Origin of the sequence: Qipengyuania algicida, assembly GCF_009828025.1 — a bacterium.
Lineage (GTDB): Bacteria > Pseudomonadota > Alphaproteobacteria > Sphingomonadales > Sphingomonadaceae > Qipengyuania > Qipengyuania algicida.
The window spans coordinates 122,088-137,621 of sequence record NZ_WTYA01000005.1 but is presented as its reverse complement, the minus strand read 5'-3'; the positions used below and the strand labels follow the sequence as shown (position 1 = coordinate 137,621).

At 60.7% G+C, this 15,534-nt stretch carries 17 protein-coding genes; 8 read left to right on the top strand and 9 right to left on the bottom strand.

What is annotated here, in order from left to right:
* Nucleotide 1 precedes the first annotated feature (1 nt).
* The 3 genes from atpD to GRI58_RS07935 all read left to right on the top strand — a co-directional run bounded on the left by atpD (nt 2) and on the right by GRI58_RS07935 (nt 2,414).
* The gene (gene atpD, locus GRI58_RS07945; protein ID WP_160753043.1) at nt 2-1,459 is read left to right on the top strand and encodes a F0F1 ATP synthase subunit beta; all 1,458 of its coding nucleotides are present in this window, start codon (nt 2-4) and stop codon (nt 1,457-1,459) included.
* 16 nt (nt 1,460-1,475) lie between these two features.
* The gene (locus tag GRI58_RS07940) at nt 1,476-1,733 is read left to right on the top strand and encodes an ATP synthase F1 subunit epsilon (protein ID WP_160753042.1); all 258 of its coding nucleotides are present in this window, start codon (nt 1,476-1,478) and stop codon (nt 1,731-1,733) included.
* A 162-nt stretch (nt 1,734-1,895) separates the two neighbouring features.
* The gene (locus tag GRI58_RS07935; protein ID WP_160753041.1) at nt 1,896-2,414 is read left to right on the top strand and encodes a PilZ domain-containing protein; all 519 of its coding nucleotides are present in this window, start codon (nt 1,896-1,898) and stop codon (nt 2,412-2,414) included.
* A gap of 193 nt (nt 2,415-2,607) precedes the next feature.
* Here GRI58_RS07935 and GRI58_RS07930 read toward each other — a convergent pair whose 3' ends face one another.
* The 3 genes from GRI58_RS07930 to GRI58_RS07920 form a co-directional block, all read right to left on the bottom strand.
* Nucleotides 2,608-3,369, bottom strand: coding sequence for a CAP domain-containing protein (locus tag GRI58_RS07930; RefSeq protein WP_202386875.1), 762 nt, complete (start codon nt 3,367-3,369; stop codon nt 2,608-2,610).
* A gap of 100 nt (nt 3,370-3,469) precedes the next feature.
* Nucleotides 3,470-4,132 (bottom strand): L,D-transpeptidase family protein, encoded by a 663-nt coding sequence (locus GRI58_RS07925; protein ID WP_160753039.1) that lies wholly within the window; start codon nt 4,130-4,132, stop codon nt 3,470-3,472.
* Nucleotides 4,133-4,139: 7 nt separating this feature from the next.
* Nucleotides 4,140-4,772 (bottom strand): PEPxxWA-CTERM sorting domain-containing protein, encoded by a 633-nt coding sequence (locus GRI58_RS07920; RefSeq protein ID WP_160753038.1) that lies wholly within the window; start codon nt 4,770-4,772, stop codon nt 4,140-4,142.
* A gap of 559 nt (nt 4,773-5,331) precedes the next feature.
* Between GRI58_RS07920 and GRI58_RS07915 the strand changes: the two genes are divergently transcribed.
* Nucleotides 5,332-6,804: an ArnT family glycosyltransferase gene (locus tag GRI58_RS07915; protein ID WP_160753037.1), complete on the top strand. Its 1,473-nt coding sequence runs from the start codon at nt 5,332-5,334 to the stop codon at nt 6,802-6,804.
* Between the two features lie 11 nt (nt 6,805-6,815).
* Here the strand turns inward: GRI58_RS07915 and glmU are convergent, their stop codons facing one another.
* Complete coding sequence (gene glmU / locus GRI58_RS07910) at nt 6,816-8,198, bottom strand: bifunctional UDP-N-acetylglucosamine diphosphorylase/glucosamine-1-phosphate N-acetyltransferase GlmU (protein WP_160753036.1); 1,383 nt, start codon at nt 8,196-8,198, stop codon at nt 6,816-6,818.
* Between the two features lie 61 nt (nt 8,199-8,259).
* On the opposite strand from glmU, the gene GRI58_RS07905 reads away from it, so the two are divergent.
* The 3 genes from GRI58_RS07905 (at nt 8,260) to GRI58_RS07895 (ending at nt 11,199) form a co-directional block, all read left to right on the top strand.
* A complete protein-coding gene (locus GRI58_RS07905) occupies nt 8,260-8,928 on the top strand; it encodes an HAD-IA family hydrolase (RefSeq protein ID WP_160753035.1) in 669 nt (222 codons plus the stop codon).
* Between the two features lie 111 nt (nt 8,929-9,039).
* Nucleotides 9,040-9,975, top strand: coding sequence for an SDR family NAD(P)-dependent oxidoreductase (locus GRI58_RS07900; protein WP_160753034.1), 936 nt, complete (start codon nt 9,040-9,042; stop codon nt 9,973-9,975).
* Nucleotides 9,976-10,044: 69 nt separating this feature from the next.
* A complete protein-coding gene (locus GRI58_RS07895) occupies nt 10,045-11,199 on the top strand; it encodes a hypothetical protein (RefSeq protein ID WP_160753033.1) in 1,155 nt (384 codons plus the stop codon).
* A 103-nt stretch (nt 11,200-11,302) separates the two neighbouring features.
* Here GRI58_RS07895 and GRI58_RS07890 read toward each other — a convergent pair whose 3' ends face one another.
* A complete protein-coding gene (locus GRI58_RS07890) occupies nt 11,303-11,443 on the bottom strand; it encodes a hypothetical protein (protein WP_160753032.1) in 141 nt (46 codons plus the stop codon).
* A 51-nt stretch (nt 11,444-11,494) separates the two neighbouring features.
* On the opposite strand from GRI58_RS07890, the gene GRI58_RS07885 reads away from it, so the two are divergent.
* The gene (locus GRI58_RS07885) at nt 11,495-11,965 is read left to right on the top strand and encodes a hypothetical protein (protein ID WP_160753031.1); all 471 of its coding nucleotides are present in this window, start codon (nt 11,495-11,497) and stop codon (nt 11,963-11,965) included.
* 498 nt (nt 11,966-12,463) lie between these two features.
* On the opposite strand, the gene GRI58_RS07880 is transcribed toward GRI58_RS07885, so the two are convergent.
* Genes GRI58_RS07880 through GRI58_RS07865 form a run of 4 tightly spaced genes read right to left on the bottom strand, consistent with a single transcriptional unit; the run spans nt 12,464 to nt 15,503 of the window.
* The gene (locus GRI58_RS07880; RefSeq protein WP_160753160.1) at nt 12,464-12,805 is read right to left on the bottom strand and encodes a DUF2794 domain-containing protein; all 342 of its coding nucleotides are present in this window, start codon (nt 12,803-12,805) and stop codon (nt 12,464-12,466) included.
* 35 nt (nt 12,806-12,840) lie between these two features.
* The gene (gene epsC, locus GRI58_RS07875; protein ID WP_160753030.1) at nt 12,841-13,539 is read right to left on the bottom strand and encodes a serine O-acetyltransferase EpsC; all 699 of its coding nucleotides are present in this window, start codon (nt 13,537-13,539) and stop codon (nt 12,841-12,843) included.
* A 30-nt stretch (nt 13,540-13,569) separates the two neighbouring features.
* A complete protein-coding gene (locus GRI58_RS07870) occupies nt 13,570-14,178 on the bottom strand; it encodes an HdaA/DnaA family protein (RefSeq protein WP_160753029.1) in 609 nt (202 codons plus the stop codon).
* A 17-nt stretch (nt 14,179-14,195) separates the two neighbouring features.
* Entirely contained in the window at nt 14,196-15,503 is a 1,308-nt protein-coding gene (locus tag GRI58_RS07865) for a heavy-metal-associated domain-containing protein (RefSeq protein WP_237452179.1), read from the bottom strand.
* Between the last annotated feature and the right edge of the window lie 31 nt (nt 15,504-15,534).

The following is a 15,534-nucleotide window of genomic DNA, read 5'->3' as shown; positions in this document are numbered from 1 at the left end:
CATGGCCACCGCACCCAAACTGAACCAAAGCCCCAACGGCACCATTGCGCAGGTTATCGGCGCGGTCGTCGACGTCGCTTTCCCTGGCGAGTTGCCACCGATCCTCACCGCGCTCGAAACCAAGAACGGCGAGAACACGCTGGTTCTCGAAGTTGCGCAGCACCTTGGTGAGAACACCGTGCGTACCATCGCGATGGACGGCACCGATGGCCTCACCCGCGGGCAGGAAGTCGTGAACACCGGTTCGCAAATCTCGGTGCCGGTCGGTCCCAAGACGCTCGGCCGGATCATGAACGTCGTCGGCGCACCGATCGACGAGCGCGGCCCGGTCGGCGCGGAAAGCACCATGCCGATCCACGCCGAAGCCCCGGCATTCATCGACCAGTCGACCGAAGCGGCGATCCTCGTCACCGGCATTAAGGTGATCGACCTGCTCGCGCCTTACGCCAAGGGCGGCAAGATCGGCCTGTTCGGCGGCGCCGGTGTCGGCAAGACCGTGCTGATCCAGGAACTGATCAACAACATCGCCAAGGGCCACGGCGGCGTGTCCGTCTTCGCCGGCGTGGGTGAACGTACCCGCGAGGGCAACGACCTCTACCACGAATTCCTCGACGCAGGCGTCATCGCCAAGGACGCCGATGGCAATGCGACCTCGGAAGGTTCCAAGGTGGCGCTGGTGTTCGGCCAGATGAACGAACCTCCGGGTGCGCGTGCCCGCGTTGCGCTGACCGGTCTGACCATGGCGGAGTATTTCCGCGACGTCGAAGGCCAGGACGTGCTGTTCTTCGTCGACAACATCTTCCGCTTCACGCAGGCAGGCTCGGAAGTGTCGGCGCTGCTCGGCCGTATCCCGTCGGCGGTGGGCTATCAGCCCACTCTCGCCACCGACATGGGCAACCTGCAGGAACGCATCACCTCGACCACCAAGGGCTCGATCACCTCGGTCCAGGCGATCTATGTGCCGGCCGACGACTTGACCGACCCTGCACCTGCCGCCTCCTTCGCCCACCTCGACGCGACCACTACGTTGAGCCGTGCGATCTCCGAACTCGGTATTTATCCGGCGGTCGATCCGCTCGATTCGACCAGTCGTGTGCTCGAACCGCGCGTCGTCGGGCAGGAGCATTACGAAACCGCTCGCCGCGTCCAGGAGACGCTGCAGAAGTACAAGAGCCTGCAGGACATCATCGCCATTCTCGGCATGGACGAACTGTCGGAAGAGGATAAGCTGACCGTCGCCCGCGCGCGCAAGATCCAGCGCTTCCTCAGCCAGCCGTTCCACGTCGCCGAGGTCTTCACCAACATCCCGGGCGTATTCGTCCAGCTCGAAGACACGGTGAAGAGCTTCAAGGCCGTGGTCGACGGCGAATACGATCACCTGCCCGAAGCCGCCTTCTACATGGTCGGCGGGATCGAACAGGTCGTCGAAAAGGCCAAGAAACTGGCCGCGGACGCCTGAGGCTTAGGAAAACGACATGCCCCTGCACTTCGAACTCGTCACACCGGAAAAGCTGGTTCGCTCCGAGGAGGTCTACATGGTAGTCGTCCCCGGTACCGAGGGCGAGTTCGGTGTGTTGGGCGGCCACGCCCCGCTGATGTCGACCATTCGCGATGGCGCCGTGAGGGTGTTCAAGACCGAAGGAGCTCAGGCAGAGGAAATCGTCGTACGGGGAGGATTTGCGGAAGTTTCCGCGGAAGGACTGACTGTCCTCGCCGAACATGTCACCGACTGAGATTACCTTAGCATACACCAGTTGATTTGGGGGTAGGCGATAGCCTGCCCCCTTGTTGATTCATGGCCACAAGCACCGCCAAAAAAGCGAAAATCATACTATTTTAACCCCTTCGTTTTACTGCACAGTTATCCGCTATCCGCGATAAATGGCTTCATGCTCATGCACGCTCTAACGGCAACATTTGCCCCGGCATCCAATCAACGGGATGCCGATCGCCGGGTCCTCAGGCTGGAAACGCAACTCACCAGAGAGGATGCCCGCCAGGGTGCGCTCGTGCATAACCTGTCGAAGACCGGAATGCTGGTTTCTGCCGACAGCGCGATGACGGTTGGCGAGAAATTCGAGATCGCACTGCCCGACGGCGAAACCTACGCTGCCGAGATCGTATGGGCGGACGAAGGACTGTTCGGCTGTCGGTTCAAGACGCCGCTGTCGCAATCCGTTCTCAGCGCCGCTTTGCTGCGTTCGGATCCTACTCCCACGGCAGCCCCAGCAAAGCCCGAGCCCCTCATACAACTCGAGCGATTGAGGCAATATTGGATTTCGGAAGCATCCGACCTTGCGAGCGGTGCGCTGGCGACCGAAAAACTGCCTCTGGCGACCCGAGCGTGGACCATTCTAGGACTTGCCTGCGCCGCCTGGGTCGTAGTGACGGCAGGCGCCTGTCTTATAGGCTAACACCGTGGTTGCTCATTGCGGCAACAGATTATGCCGCCAGTCCACAGGAGTTGCGGCGCACTCATAAGGTGATTGCTGAATCCCGTTGCAGGGTTATCAGACCCGCCGCTTTCGATCATGTGACGCGCGGGCGACGCTGGCGACAGCCAGACTAAGGAACATCAAAAAGCCAACAGGTGGCGACCCTTCCGGATCAATCGATCTGCGGTAGATCGAAGGGCGAGATTGTGACCTTGCCCACTTGGACCGGCTGGGTCGCGAACAGCGGCGTGTAGTCACTTTCATCCAGCTTGAGCTGTGTTTCGGGCAGGGCAATCCTGAACGGCTCTATTACGGCAGGCGTAAAGCTGATCGAGCCCAAGTCATCGTCATTCCCAGCCGCAACCTGCAATGAAGGAGCAAAGTCGAGGCGCTGCAAAGCTGGATTGGGCTTGAGCGGATTGTCACCCACCACATTGCCGTAAGTGCTGTAGCGGCAGACCAGTACATCCTCGCCATCGCCATGCGCCAGCGCACAGCCGACCTTTCGCGTGTCGTGCCAGATGACCTGCGTGTAGTGTGCGACGTCCAGTATATTGCCGGTAGTGCTATTGTTGGGGAAACTACCATGACGGAAAAAGCGCTTCTCCTTCAGCCACAGTCCAACCATGTCTTCCGGCGTAAACGCGCCTGTAGTTCCGGCCCAGAGGTTTTCGCCTTCCAGCGGTTTTCCCGGTACGTCCGGCGAATGATAGAACTGACCCGTGCTGGCGAGCTTGTTCGCCCAGACCTGCGCATCGCGGGCAAGGCGGTTGTCCCATTGCATCGGTGCCATACCCATTGCCAGCCGGGCACGGTTGTGTCCTGCAAGCAATCGATCATCGAAACCGACATGCATACCCTGCGCGCTGAGCAGCAGCGGGGACGCGCTGACGAGCGCAAGGACGCGTGTGAGGTTGCGGGCAAGAGGTGACATAGGCAAACTCCGCTTGACCACGGGAGCTTGCACGCCGCGGCGCAAAGACGGCGTAAATGCAAAAGGTTAATGCTAGGCTTAAATTGCCGGCGGCAATCGATCAGCCTGCTTTGGCGTCGCCAACGATATCGACGATGTCGCCCTTGTGAGCCAGTTCGAAGAGGCGCTTGGCGAATTCGGTCGGCACGCCAATGCAGCCGTTGGTGGCATGACCCGGCGTCACCTCGCTCCCATGAATCGCCACGCCGTCGCTGCGAAGCCACAGCGAATAGGGCATGGGTGCATCATAGGTGATCGAGTGATAATCCTTGGTCTTGCCGAGAATCGGCAGATGTCCGCGTGGCGATTCCTTGCCATTCGCGCCATAGACGATGATCGCCGTGCCCACTTCGTGCGGGCCGATGAACACCGAGATCAGCTGGCGATCGAGATCGACCCTGATCTTGAGCTTGCCCGGCGGGACACCAACCGTATCCCACTTATACTGGCCGTATTTGAGCTGACCCGTGGTATCGATGATCGATTTGATACCGGCAGGTAGCAATCCGTCCTTCGCGGCCAAACGGCTCGCTTCTGGAGTCAGGTAGAGGCGATCCCCGCTGTCGTGCGCGAGATGCGGCAGCGATGGCGCGCTCGTGACGCTCTTTGGCAGTGCAACTGGTTCGGTACGTGCGGCTTCGGCGGGTGCAAGGACCCAGATGGTCGCACCGACGAGAGCAGCAATTGCAATCAGAACAACCGCAAATCCCATCCACGCACGCACGATGGCATCATACCGCAAGAAGAGCAGCCTTCTTTCTGCGCAACGCCCCGCCGATCACGCCGAATCCAATGATCATGAGCAGCCATGTCGCCGGTTCGGGCACTGCCGATGGTGGAGGCGGTGGTGGAGGCGGTGGTGGAGGATTGCCGCCACCCCCTCCGCCAGTCGGAGGGGGTGAGCCGCCACCGCCGCCCGGCGGAATAAAGACAAAGCCGCCTCCGCCAGGGGTCCCCGGCACAAACGGACTACCCGTCCCCCCACCGATAACTGGCGGAGCGAAATCCAGGCTGGGCAATCCTGGGAGTGCCGCAGGGACAGAGTTAAGTGCGAACTCGGACGGATAGAAGATCTTGCCGAGCGCCTTTTCGGTCGGTGCGGGCTTCGGCTTGGCCTTGGCCAACCGCTCACGCGGCAACGCGCGGGCGCGCTTGCCCTTGCCTTTGCCCTTCAGCGCGATGCCCCCGATCCGGGGACCGGGAGAGCGCGCCTCGAGCGCATCGATCGCTTCAGAGCCCAGTTTGGTAAGCGTATCGAAGCGCCCCAGCGACTGTCCGCTGCCGTCGTTCTTCGTGGGCGCGCTTTCCCACAACACACCCGCTGTCCCCAAAGCAATCGCCGCGGCGGTACCGACTGCGATCATCTTGCCCTTACGGGTATTAAGGAAAGTTAATATTGGCATAAATTTTCTATACCAACCAAATGAATGTGGCGCGGGTAAAAAATGCTAAGTGTACCGAAACTGTGCATCATTTCCCCGAAACCTGAACGTTGAGTCTGCTTGATTTACCATACTAACTGGCTGAGTTTAATTACGGCAGCCGACCCTATGGCGCAATTCCATCCAATATATTCAACCGTATACATAGACCCTGATCGCGAAGCACGCAAACAGGAAACCGGGAATTTAGGTGGATTGTAATCGCCAATTGCTTCCGTCCGTTAACCTTGAATAGTTGATATTCAAGTGTCCCACTCATCCCAATTCGGACCGGTAAGGCTTGTTCATCATTCACGCCCGGACTCAAATGAGCAGACGCAATTGGGACGCTTTCAACAGCAGCACGCGCCGTTCGAGTCGTCTTGGACGCCATCGCCAGTTTTTGGGCGAAGGTAACAGCTCCAATGCAGCAGTTTATTAACCATATTCTGCCAGTGAACCCTGTCATTGCCTCCGTTTCAAGACAGGACCAGCGGACTTGGTGACCACCGCTATCACGACTGATCGCAGCACCTATGGCGCCAAGGCAGCGAGCCGGGCCGCTGTCGTGGCGATTTTGGCTATCGCCGTATTGGCGACGCGCATCATCTGGTTCGGCGATCCCGTGGCCGATATCGACGAACAGCTCTATTCATTGATCGGGCAGCAAATGCTGCATGGGAAATTGCCCTATATCGATCTGTGGGACCGCAAATCCTTCGGACTTTATGCATTATACGCGTTTGCACATTGGACCTTGGGTCCGGGTCCGATCGCTTATCAGACACTTGCCGCGATCTTCACCTTTGCCGGCGCCCTGCTTACTTATCATCTTGCCCGTGATCTCACAGATCGCTTCGGTGCGACCGCGGCGGGGACGCTGTATGTTATCTGGATGGCCGCCTATGCGAGCTATTCCGGGCAATCCGAGGCATTTCACGTACCGCTCATGCTTGGCATGGTCTGGTTGGTACGCGACCCGGATCGTCGCGATGCATCGCGGCGCGCGCTCTGGGCGATGCTCCTCGGCGGGTTGGCCATGCAGATCAAGGTCACGGTGCTGCCGCAGTGTATGATGCTGGGCGGATGTGTGCTCTATTCGCAATGGCGCCGAGGCCTCGACTTGGCAGGCGTCCTGCGCCTCGGCACACTCTACGGGTTGATCGGGGCGATGCCGACCGTTCTGGTGGCAATTTTCTATGCTTCCATCAGCGGGTTCGACGCTTTCATTCAGGCAACTATCACCTCATCCTTCGCGCGCGCGGCCGGACCGCTCGGTCGATTCAGTTCGCGAGATGTGGTGTGGACCAATCCACTCATGATAATGGCCGCGCTCGGCATCTATGGGGCGTTCCGCGTCAAGCGACCGGAAAATCCCGCGCGCTACTGGTTCTACGCCGTCTGGCTGTTGTCTTGCCTGGCAACTGTGTTCCTGCCTTCGACCGTCTATCTCTACTACTACGCCGCGGCGGTTCCGGCCGCGGTGCTGCTCGTTACGCCGCTGCTCGACCGTCGCGGGCCGTTCGGACCATTTTCGGCATTGCTCCTGGTGATGCTGGGAATTCTCATTTTGCAGATTCCCGATCGCTATCAGCTTGCAAGGACGGAGAAAGCCCAAACCACACAGTTGGCAGAAGCTATTGCCCCGCATGTTTCGCACAGCGCCTGCCTGTGGGTTTACGACGGGCCGACGGCGTTATATCGCATGACCGGAAGTTGCCTGCCGACGCGCTTCATTTATCCCGATCACCTGAACAACCTGCTCGAACATGATGCGTTGGGGACCAGCCAACCCGGTGAGGTGCGCCGCATTCTGTCCCACAAGCCCCCAGTGATCGTCGCCGCGAACGTGCCGTTCACTGTGCAGAGCCCGGATGTTGCGGCCATCGTGAAGCGGACTCTCGCGCAGGATTATCGCCCGATCGCCAGTGCCAAAATGCATGACCGCGTAATCACGGCATACTTACGACGCTAAAAGCGCTTGTTTCAGCTTGTCTCGCGCCCCTCTTTCGCGGCAGCTTTCTTCTTTCGCATCGCTTCATGGAAACGGTCCGCCCAGCCTGGCTTGACCGATTGTTCGGCGCGGACCAGCCGCAATTCGCCGTCGAGAACATCGCGCGTCACCGTGCTGCCCGCACCGACGATTGCGTCGGCACCGATTGAAACGGGTGCCACCAGCGCACTGTTCGATCCTATGAACGCACGCGGGCCGATGGTCGTCTTGTATTTGAAATAGCCATCGTAATTGCAGGTGATGGTGCCCGCGCCGATATTGGCCCCTGCCCCGACTTCGGCATCGCCCAGATAGGTCAGATGGCTGGCTTTGGCCCCTTCATGCATCACGGTCTTTTTCACTTCGACGAAATTGCCGACGAAGGCGTTTTTCTCCAGCACTGCACCGGGGCGAAGCCGGGCGAACGGCCCAACTTCGACCCCCTCTCCCAGAGTCGCGCCCTCGAGATGGCAGAATGCCTTTATGTGCGCCCCGTCGGCGACGGTGACGCCGGGGCCAAACACGACATTGGGTTCGATCGTGACATCGCGGCCCAGCTTTGTATCGAAGCTGAAGAACACCGACGGCGGATCGCGCAGCGTCGCACCATCGGCCATCGCTTCCTCGCGGCGAAATTCCTGCCACTGCGCCTCCGCGGCGGCGAGTTCAGCACGGCTGTTGATCCCGGCGACTTCGTCCGGACGGTCGGTGGTGATCGCCGTACACAAATCGCCATCGGCATTGGCGATGTTGACCACGTCGACGAGATAATATTCCTGTTGGGCGTTGTCGTTACCGACTCGACGTAACAGATCGAACATATCCGCAGCACGCCCAGCCATCAGGCCCGAATTGCATACACGGCAGGCGCGCTCTTCTTCGCTCGCATCCTTGTATTCGACCATCTTCGCGATGCGCCCCATATCGTCAGCGATCACCCGGCCATAGTGCCCCGCATCGTCCGGTTCGAAAGCCAGTACGACCACCTTTGGGCTGTCGGCCTCGTGCAGCCGGTCGAGCATCGCTGCCATGGTCTGCGGGCGCACGAAGGGGACATCGCCATAGAGCACGAGCACATCGCCGTCATATCCTGCCAGCGCAATCTCTGCCTGCTGAACCGCATGACCGGTGCCCAGCTGCGGCTCCTGCAAGGCTGTCACCGCGCTTCCCGCAAGCGCATTCTCGAGCTGATCCCGGCCCGAACCGACCACCACCACCTTGCGCGCCGGCCCCAGCGAATCGACGCTCGCCAACAGGTGCATCAGCATCGGCTGACCGGCGATCGGATGGAGCACCTTGTGCAGATCGCTCTTCATGCGTGTGCCTTTGCCTGCGGCGAGAATGATGGTGGCGAATTCGCGGGTCGTGTCGGTCATGGACAACGCCATGCCATCCTTCGCTTGCGGTTTGAAGCGATGATCGCCATCTCCTGATGCGATGAGCGATTTTCCTTTTGCTATCGTAGGTTTCGATCTCGACGGAACCGTACTCGACACGCATCGCGATCTTGGCGAAGCAGTGAACTATGCGCTTGGCATAAGGGGTTTCGATCCGGTGCCAGACGAGAGCATGAAAGACCTCATCGGTGGCGGGGCGAAGCTGATGCTGGCGCGCGCGATCGAGCAACAAGGCGGCCTGCCGGATGACGAGTTCCGTTCACTCTACAAGCAGATGCTGGCCTATTACGGAGAAAATTGCGCCGTCCATACCGCGCCCTTCCCAGGGATGAGCGAGGTTCTTTCCGATCTGTATGGACGCGGGATTCCGTTGGCGCTGGTGACCAACAAGTTCGAAAGCTTTGCCCGCAAAATCCTGACCGAGCTTCAGCTGATCGACTGCTTCTCGACTCTGCTGGGCGGAGATACGCTCGGCAAGGGCACTGCAAAGCCTGCCCCGGACCAGCTACTTACCGCCCGCGAGCGCTGTGGCGGCGGCGCGATGGTGTATATCGGTGACAGCTCTTATGATGTGGCGGCTGCCCGAGCGGCTGAGATGCCGGTTGTGGTGGCCGGATATGGCTATAACGACAAGCCACCGCACGAACTGGGTGGTGATGCGGTGATCGATTCGCCAGCAGAACTGCTCAAGCTGTTGCAGGACTGGTAGGAACGCCGTTACGGAATCGCGCGCTATTGCGCTGCCGGTTGCATCGCCTGCGCGATAGTGCCACCCCGCAGCCACATTGACCTTCACGTAAACCCGACTCGGAGAGAAACCATGACCATCGATTTCAAGGACAAGGTAGCCATTGTGACCGGCGCAGGTGGCGGATTGGGCCGCGAATACGCGCTCGAACTCGGCCGCCGGGGCGCCAAGGTGGTGGTCAACGATCTGGGCGGTGCACGCGATGGCACCGGCCATTCCGACATGGCGCAAAAAGTCGTCGAGGAGATCGAGGCGGCTGGCGGCACCGCGATGGCCAATGGCCATTCGGTCACCGAATACGACCAGATGGAAGAGATGGTTGCCCGCGCCAAGGAGAAATGGGGCGGCGTCCATGTCCTGATCAACAACGCCGGCGTGCTGCGCGACAAGACCTTCGCCAAGATGGAACCGGCAGATTTCGATTTCGTGGTGAAAGTCCACCTGATCGGCTCGGCCTATGCCACCAAGGCATGTTGGGAGACCTTCCGCGAGCAAGCCTATGGCCGCGTGCTGATGACGGCATCGTCGACAGGCCTGTTCGGCAATTTCGGCCAGGCCAACTATGGCGCAGCCAAGCTGGGCCTTGCTGGCCTGACCAAGACGCTCCAGCTCGAAGGCGCCAAATACAACATCAAGTGCAATACGCTGTCCCCGGTTGCAGGCACCCGCATGACCGAGGACCTGTTCCCCGAAGAGGCTTTCAAGCTGTTCGACCCGGTGAATGTCGTTCCTGCCGCGCTGTTCCTGGTGAGCGAAGACGCGCCGACCAACGCCATCGTCGGCGCGGGGGCCGGCGGCTACCACTCGGCATGGGTGATGATGAACGATGCAGTCTGGCTGCCTGAAGGCGAACGCACAGTCGAAGGCTTCGCCGCGCATTGGGACAAGATCAGCGAACAGAACCACCTCCACGCACCCAACTCGGGTTCGGAGCAGTCAGCTGCGATCCTGAAAGCGATGCAGAAGGTGCTCGGCGCGGATGCCGCTCCGTCGAGCGCACGAGGCTGATCGACGAGCCGTATTGACTGAATAACACACCGGACCTATTCTCTCCTTTCGATAACAGGGGAGGGTCCGGTGTATTCCGAAGAGGATATCAATGCAGCGGTGGCTGCCGGCGCGCTGAGCGCCGAGGCGGCAACCAGCTTTCGCGCTCACATGAGCACTGTCCGCGCCATGCCGCGCAGCGATGAGGAGAATTTCCGCCTCATCAACAGCTTCAACGACGTTTTCGTGTCGATCGGGGTTGTGATCCTGCTGATTGCGGTTGGATCGATCGGCGGCGCGATAACGGGATCTCCCAGCAATTCCTCGCTGTTCGGCAGTCTCTTCCCGATCTTCCTGCCCAGCGCAATGGTGGCCGGTGCAGCCTGGGCGCTTGCGGAAATCTTCACCCGGCAGCGCCGCATGGCACTGCCCTCCATCCTGCTGCTGATCACCTTCGTCGGAAGCGTGCTGGCAGCATCCTTCGCGCTGATCTCTTTTCCAATCGGACTGATTGCGGGGATTCATGCGATCAGCGAAAAGGCCATCGGGCAATCGCAGATCGGTGACGCTATGGGCGCCGTGCTGATTGTCCTGATCATGGCCGGTGCAGCAGCGCTGACCACCTATTTCTCGTGGCTGCACTGGAAGCGTTTCATGGTCCCGATCACCATTGCCGCTGGAGCCGGTGCAGTGGTCGCATGCGCCATCGGGGCGGCGGCACTGGCGGTGCAGATCATGACCGACGGGCAAGGCCATTTCCCGATTCTTGGGCTGGTATTCGTCGCCGGGCTCTGCGTGTTCGCCGTGGCAATGCGCTGGGATATGAGCGACCGCGAGCGCACGACCCGGCGCAGCGATGTTGCCTTCTGGCTGCACCTGCTCGCCGCACCGATGATCGCCCACCCGCTGTTCTATTCGCTGGGCGTGATGGACGGTGGCGGCGCGATTGGCGTCGGTGGCGCCCTGGGTGTCATCGCGATCTATGTGCTGTTCGGGCTGGTGGCGCTCGCCATCGACCGGCGTGCGCTGCTGGTGTCTGCGCTTGCCTATGTGCTGGCCGCCCTCACCTTCCTGTTCGACCGTTTCGGCGCAGTAGAACTGAACTTTGCACTGACCGCACTGGTGATCGGCTCTGCCCTGCTGACGCTGGCAGGCTTCTGGACGCCGATCCGCGCCAAGGTCGTGGCGCTACTGCCCGGCAAAGTGCAATTGCGCCTGCCGCAAGCGGGGATGGTGACGGCCTGATCGCTGTAGGACGAGAGTTGGAATCTCCGGCGGCATCCCCTGGATTTGGAACATCCGGAACACGGTTCTGGTGAGAAAATCCCGAATGCCGCCGGAGAGTCATTCAAGGGCGCTTGCCGGCTTGTTCGACCACGAGCGAAACATTCTGGCATTTCAGCCATAGTGTAGGAAAATCACGAATGGTGGTCAGCAACACACAAGCGGCCACCAATAGGTCTGCAACAATTTCCGGTAGCGCGGTCATTCATTCCGATGCCAAGGCTCGAAAAACTGGCCTAGCCGATGAGGTGTGAAAATGATTGGATTGCTGGCGCTGGCCACCGTGTCCATCCATGGCTGCCCAATTGAAAACGCCAAATACGTTTTGCGTCATACACCGGACGTAACTGCATTTTTCAAACCGGTAGATAGAAGTCCGGACTGGCCAGGCGGACTGGCGTGGGGCGTTCATTCCAAGAAAACCGGCAAGACTTCGTGGTGGCTGCCGTGGAACGGCGGTTCCGACAACCTACAAAATATTGCTTCTACGACCGATGTTGCCGCTGAGGATTGGCGCCCTCCCAATCCCGACGGTGGCCCTCGCCCGTTGGGTAATCGGGAGTTTCTCTCCATGGACGTCGATTACAATATTATCGACGAGATACCGCAGAGAGGCAGGTTAGCTCCCGCTCATATCCTGATTCCAGATGCCGGATCTTCTCAAGACAATGTTTTCGTCGCAAAACAGTTCTTCGATCTGGCGAGCTGCACGGGGACAGGCGGCTGAAGTCTTTTGAATCGACAAACCTTACAACTCAGCATCTTGTTGCCCGAACTGACTAAAAAACCTTCTCAACGCCGCTCTAGAACTTGATCTTGAAGCGCACCATTGCCCTGTTCGAGCGGGCCATGCCGAAATCTTCGCTTTCGGTTTCCGCGCTGACGGTCACACCCTTGGCCAGTTGCACTTGCGCTTTGGGGAGGCCTCCGTCGCGCGGCTTACTGGCGGTGTCTTAGAGGCGATATTGGCTGTTGTCCTTACGCCTCGCGCACACGACTATCTCATCGGACGAAGTCGGTCGTGGCTGTTGCGCCTCGCAGGGAGGCGGGGCGAGGATGTCTATCCGGACCGGTTCGTCTGCTCCGGTGGTCTGCGCAGCTGCTGCCAAAATGAGAAGGATCATTCCCCGCCTCCGGGCTGGACCTGTTGTGGCCAGACGCAGAAATATTCGAAAAACCTTTGATTTCAAAATTTTCGGGCAGTCGACGGCAATCGACGTCGCTCTCAGTCCTCCACTGCCTTCACCAGCCGCCGCTCAACCGGGGCAAGGACGCCGGCCAGTTCATGCCCGCGCTTCAGCATTTGGCCGTGCTCGCCGAACAGCGCCCACATACCCTGCCGGTTGCGCAAGGCCGGGCGCTTCTCGATCCGCGCCTGTGGGCGCTCGGCAGTACGGCGGAAGGCCGAGAAGGAGGCGAAGTCCTTGTCGAAATCCATCGCATAGTCGCGCCACTGCCCGGCGGCGACCATCCGGCCATAAAGGTCAAGGATACGCATCAGTTCTTCACGGGTGAAGCTGGTCTGATTCGCGCCGCCTTTGACGAAAGCGGCAGGGAAGGAAATCACCGAACCACTTGCGCCGCCGGGCGTCTGCGGACGGCTCAATTGTCGGTCCCGCTGCGGGTCGCGGGCTCATCCATCACCGCCGAAGCACGCAGAGATTCCAGTTCTGCGCGCATTTCGGTGAGTTGCGCTTCAAGCGTTTCGATACGGCTCATATCGGGCTCGCACGGTTCGTTGCAGGGCGTGCCGTAGGGCATGAATTCGCGCATATAGGTTTCGATCGGCACCAGCGTCGAACGGGCCTTGAAGCCGACCATCGTCGCGCCTTCGGGCACATCGTCGGTCACCACTGCATTGGCCCCAATACGCGCCCGCTCGCCGACGGTAATCGGCCCGATGACCTGCGCGCCCGAACCGATGATGACATTGTTCTCGATCGTCGGATGGCGCTTGCCCCCCACCCCATTGGTCGGGTTGGTGCCGCCCAGAGTCACGCATTGATAGATGGTCACATCGTGGCCGATCTGGGCTGTTTCGCCGATCACCGAAAACCCGTGGTCGATAAAGAAATTGCGCCCGATCTTCGCACCCGGATGGATATCGATCGCGGTCAGGAAGCGGCCCAGATGATTGACCAGCCGCGCGAGGAAGAACAATTCCGCCTCAAACAGCCAGTGTGCCACCCGGTGGAAACCGAGCGCCCATACACCCGGATACAGCAGGATTTCCCATCGCGAGCGCGGCGCGGGGTCGCGCGCACGGATGCTATCGAGATATGCGGTCAGGCGATTGAACATGACAGAAACGAATCTCCCACCAATCGGCGTTCAAAGCAAGCTGGCCTGCTCCGGCCCTTGCACCGATTCCAGCGCATCGCGCCAAATCGACATGGTGGCGGGAAGCTGGCGTTCAAGCGAAATTCGGTCGATTGCGGCAACGACCGCCTCGATTGCGGCGAAACTGCGCTCGATCCGGGGCACGAGATAAGCGCTCGCCGCATCGCTCAGGGCAAGATGGCGCTGCTCGGCATGGGCCTCGATCAAATCGCGCACCATCGCATCATCGGGCGCGCCTATGCCCAACTGGAGCGAGCCGCCCAGCCGCGAGGCCAGGTCAGGCAGTGTGATCCGCCAACCCTCGCGCGCACAAAGCAATAACGGGCTGCCGTCATCCTGCGCGCGGTTCCAGCGGTGGAACAGCGTCGTCTCTTCCACATCATGCGCATCGTCGATTGCCTCTCCGCAGGCGGTTGCGGCAAAATGCCGCGCAAGCAGCGTCTTGCCGGATCGCGGCGGCCCCACCAGCACGGCGACGTGAAATGGCCAGTGCGATGGGTCCGCGAGCGCCTCGATCACCGATGCATTGGCTGCCCCCACCACGATCCGTGTGGAGGCGGTCGCATCGCGGGTGTCGAGCGGGAGAGCGTATTGGGCCATGGCGCGCCTTCAGGCGCCTAGCGCGAGACGGACAGCCCGCCAGCCCCTTCGCGCACGGTAAAGCCGCGCGCTCTCAGCGCCTTGGCAAGCTCCGCCTGCGATCCGGAATAGGTGATCCGCATCACCGACACGCCGCCGATCGCGAGACTGCTCGTTGTCGCCGCGCGCACGCCGCTGGCGCCGCGCGCCGCCGCGAGCGCCGAATCGACCGAGGCGGCGTTGGGTGTCGCGAACTGGACCGTATAGCTGGTCACTTTCACGACAGGCGCAGGTGTCGCCGGGGTATCGCTTCCGCTTGCATCGGTAGTGCTTGTTGCACTGCCGTCGGGAAGCGGGAGCCCCGCAGCGTTGGCGTCGGCAGCAGCGGCAGCCGCGGCTGCATCCTGTGCCTCAAGTTCACGACCGCGTTGCACCAGCGCCGCTATGGCAGGCGGCAGGGCCGGTGCTTCGACATTGAGTGTCGGATCGGGCCGCAGCTTGCCCGCATTGAATGCGTCGGTGAAAATTCCGTCAAACCGCTGCACGGCAGAATCGAGCATCGCATCGAGCTGATCCGGCCCCTGCGCCTTCAAATCGAAGCTCGCCAGCACCTTGTCGTCCGGACCGTAACGGGCGATGAAATGACCGGCGATCGGCCCGCCGGGATAGCTGTAATCGAGCTTGGCGATCGCAACCAACACGTCGGACGCGCCGAACTGGTCGAGCACGGCGCGCCACCACAAGCGGCTGCGCCGGTCGGTCTGCCCGAAAGTGACCATCAGCGAATCGCCGCCTGCACCCACAGGCCGGACGTAATCGATATTGCTGTTCCCCGCCTGGAAGTCCGCCCAGGCTCGCTGCCACTGGTTGCGACGCTGGTAAACGAGATCCGTCCCGGCCGAGACTGTCACAGGGATCAGCAGCATTGGCGAAGATCGCACGATCGCGCCCCCACCGCCGAGATACTGGTTCGCGCGGCCACGGTCGAAAGTCACGCCGAGCTGGGCGATATATCGATGCAGGCCCAGCTGTTCGTGCTCGATCACAATGGCCGAAACCATGCTGGAAATCTGCGAATCGGACAGCTTCGGGCCGCCAAGCTTCGCCCAGGCCAGCCGCTCAGCCTGCTTCCAGCCTTCTTCGCGCGCTGCTTCACCGGTCTTACCTGTCGTGTCGACCTTGATGCCCGAGACCTGGATATCACGCGAAACCGCGACCGGAGCGATCCCACGATCGCCCGATACTTGCGCGCGCACGGCCAACGCAATCAGCACCATAACAGCGCCCGCCAGCAACAGCAGGATCGGTTTGCGATATCGCGGCAAAGGGAGGGAAAGCGACGTCATGTGAAAATTTGATGGGCCTTTTGGCGCATGG

Coding starts and splice junctions, on each gene's coding strand:
- GRI58_RS07890 (WP_160753032.1), bottom strand. CDS start 11,443: ATGACCGCGCTACCGGAAATTGTTGCAGACCTATTGGTGGCCGCTTGT.
- atpD (WP_160753043.1), top strand. CDS start 2: ATGGCCACCGCACCCAAACTGAACCAAAGCCCCAACGGCACCATTGCG.
- GRI58_RS07930 (WP_202386875.1), bottom strand. CDS start 3,369: ATGTCACCTCTTGCCCGCAACCTCACACGCGTCCTTGCGCTCGTCAGC.
- GRI58_RS07900 (WP_160753034.1), top strand. CDS start 9,040: ATGACCATCGATTTCAAGGACAAGGTAGCCATTGTGACCGGCGCAGGT.
- epsC (WP_160753030.1), bottom strand. CDS start 13,539: ATGTTCAATCGCCTGACCGCATATCTCGATAGCATCCGTGCGCGCGAC.
- glmU (WP_160753036.1), bottom strand. CDS start 8,198: ATGACCGACACGACCCGCGAATTCGCCACCATCATTCTCGCCGCAGGC.
- GRI58_RS07870 (WP_160753029.1), bottom strand. CDS start 14,178: ATGGCCCAATACGCTCTCCCGCTCGACACCCGCGATGCGACCGCCTCC.
- GRI58_RS07920 (WP_160753038.1), bottom strand. CDS start 4,772: ATGATCGCAGTCGGTACCGCCGCGGCGATTGCTTTGGGGACAGCGGGT.
- GRI58_RS07940 (WP_160753042.1), top strand. CDS start 1,476: ATGCCCCTGCACTTCGAACTCGTCACACCGGAAAAGCTGGTTCGCTCC.
- GRI58_RS07885 (WP_160753031.1), top strand. CDS start 11,495: ATGATTGGATTGCTGGCGCTGGCCACCGTGTCCATCCATGGCTGCCCA.
- GRI58_RS07865 (WP_237452179.1), bottom strand. CDS start 15,503: ATGACGTCGCTTTCCCTCCCTTTGCCGCGATATCGCAAACCGATCCTG.
- GRI58_RS07905 (WP_160753035.1), top strand. CDS start 8,260: ATGAGCGATTTTCCTTTTGCTATCGTAGGTTTCGATCTCGACGGAACC.
- GRI58_RS07935 (WP_160753041.1), top strand. CDS start 1,896: ATGCACGCTCTAACGGCAACATTTGCCCCGGCATCCAATCAACGGGAT.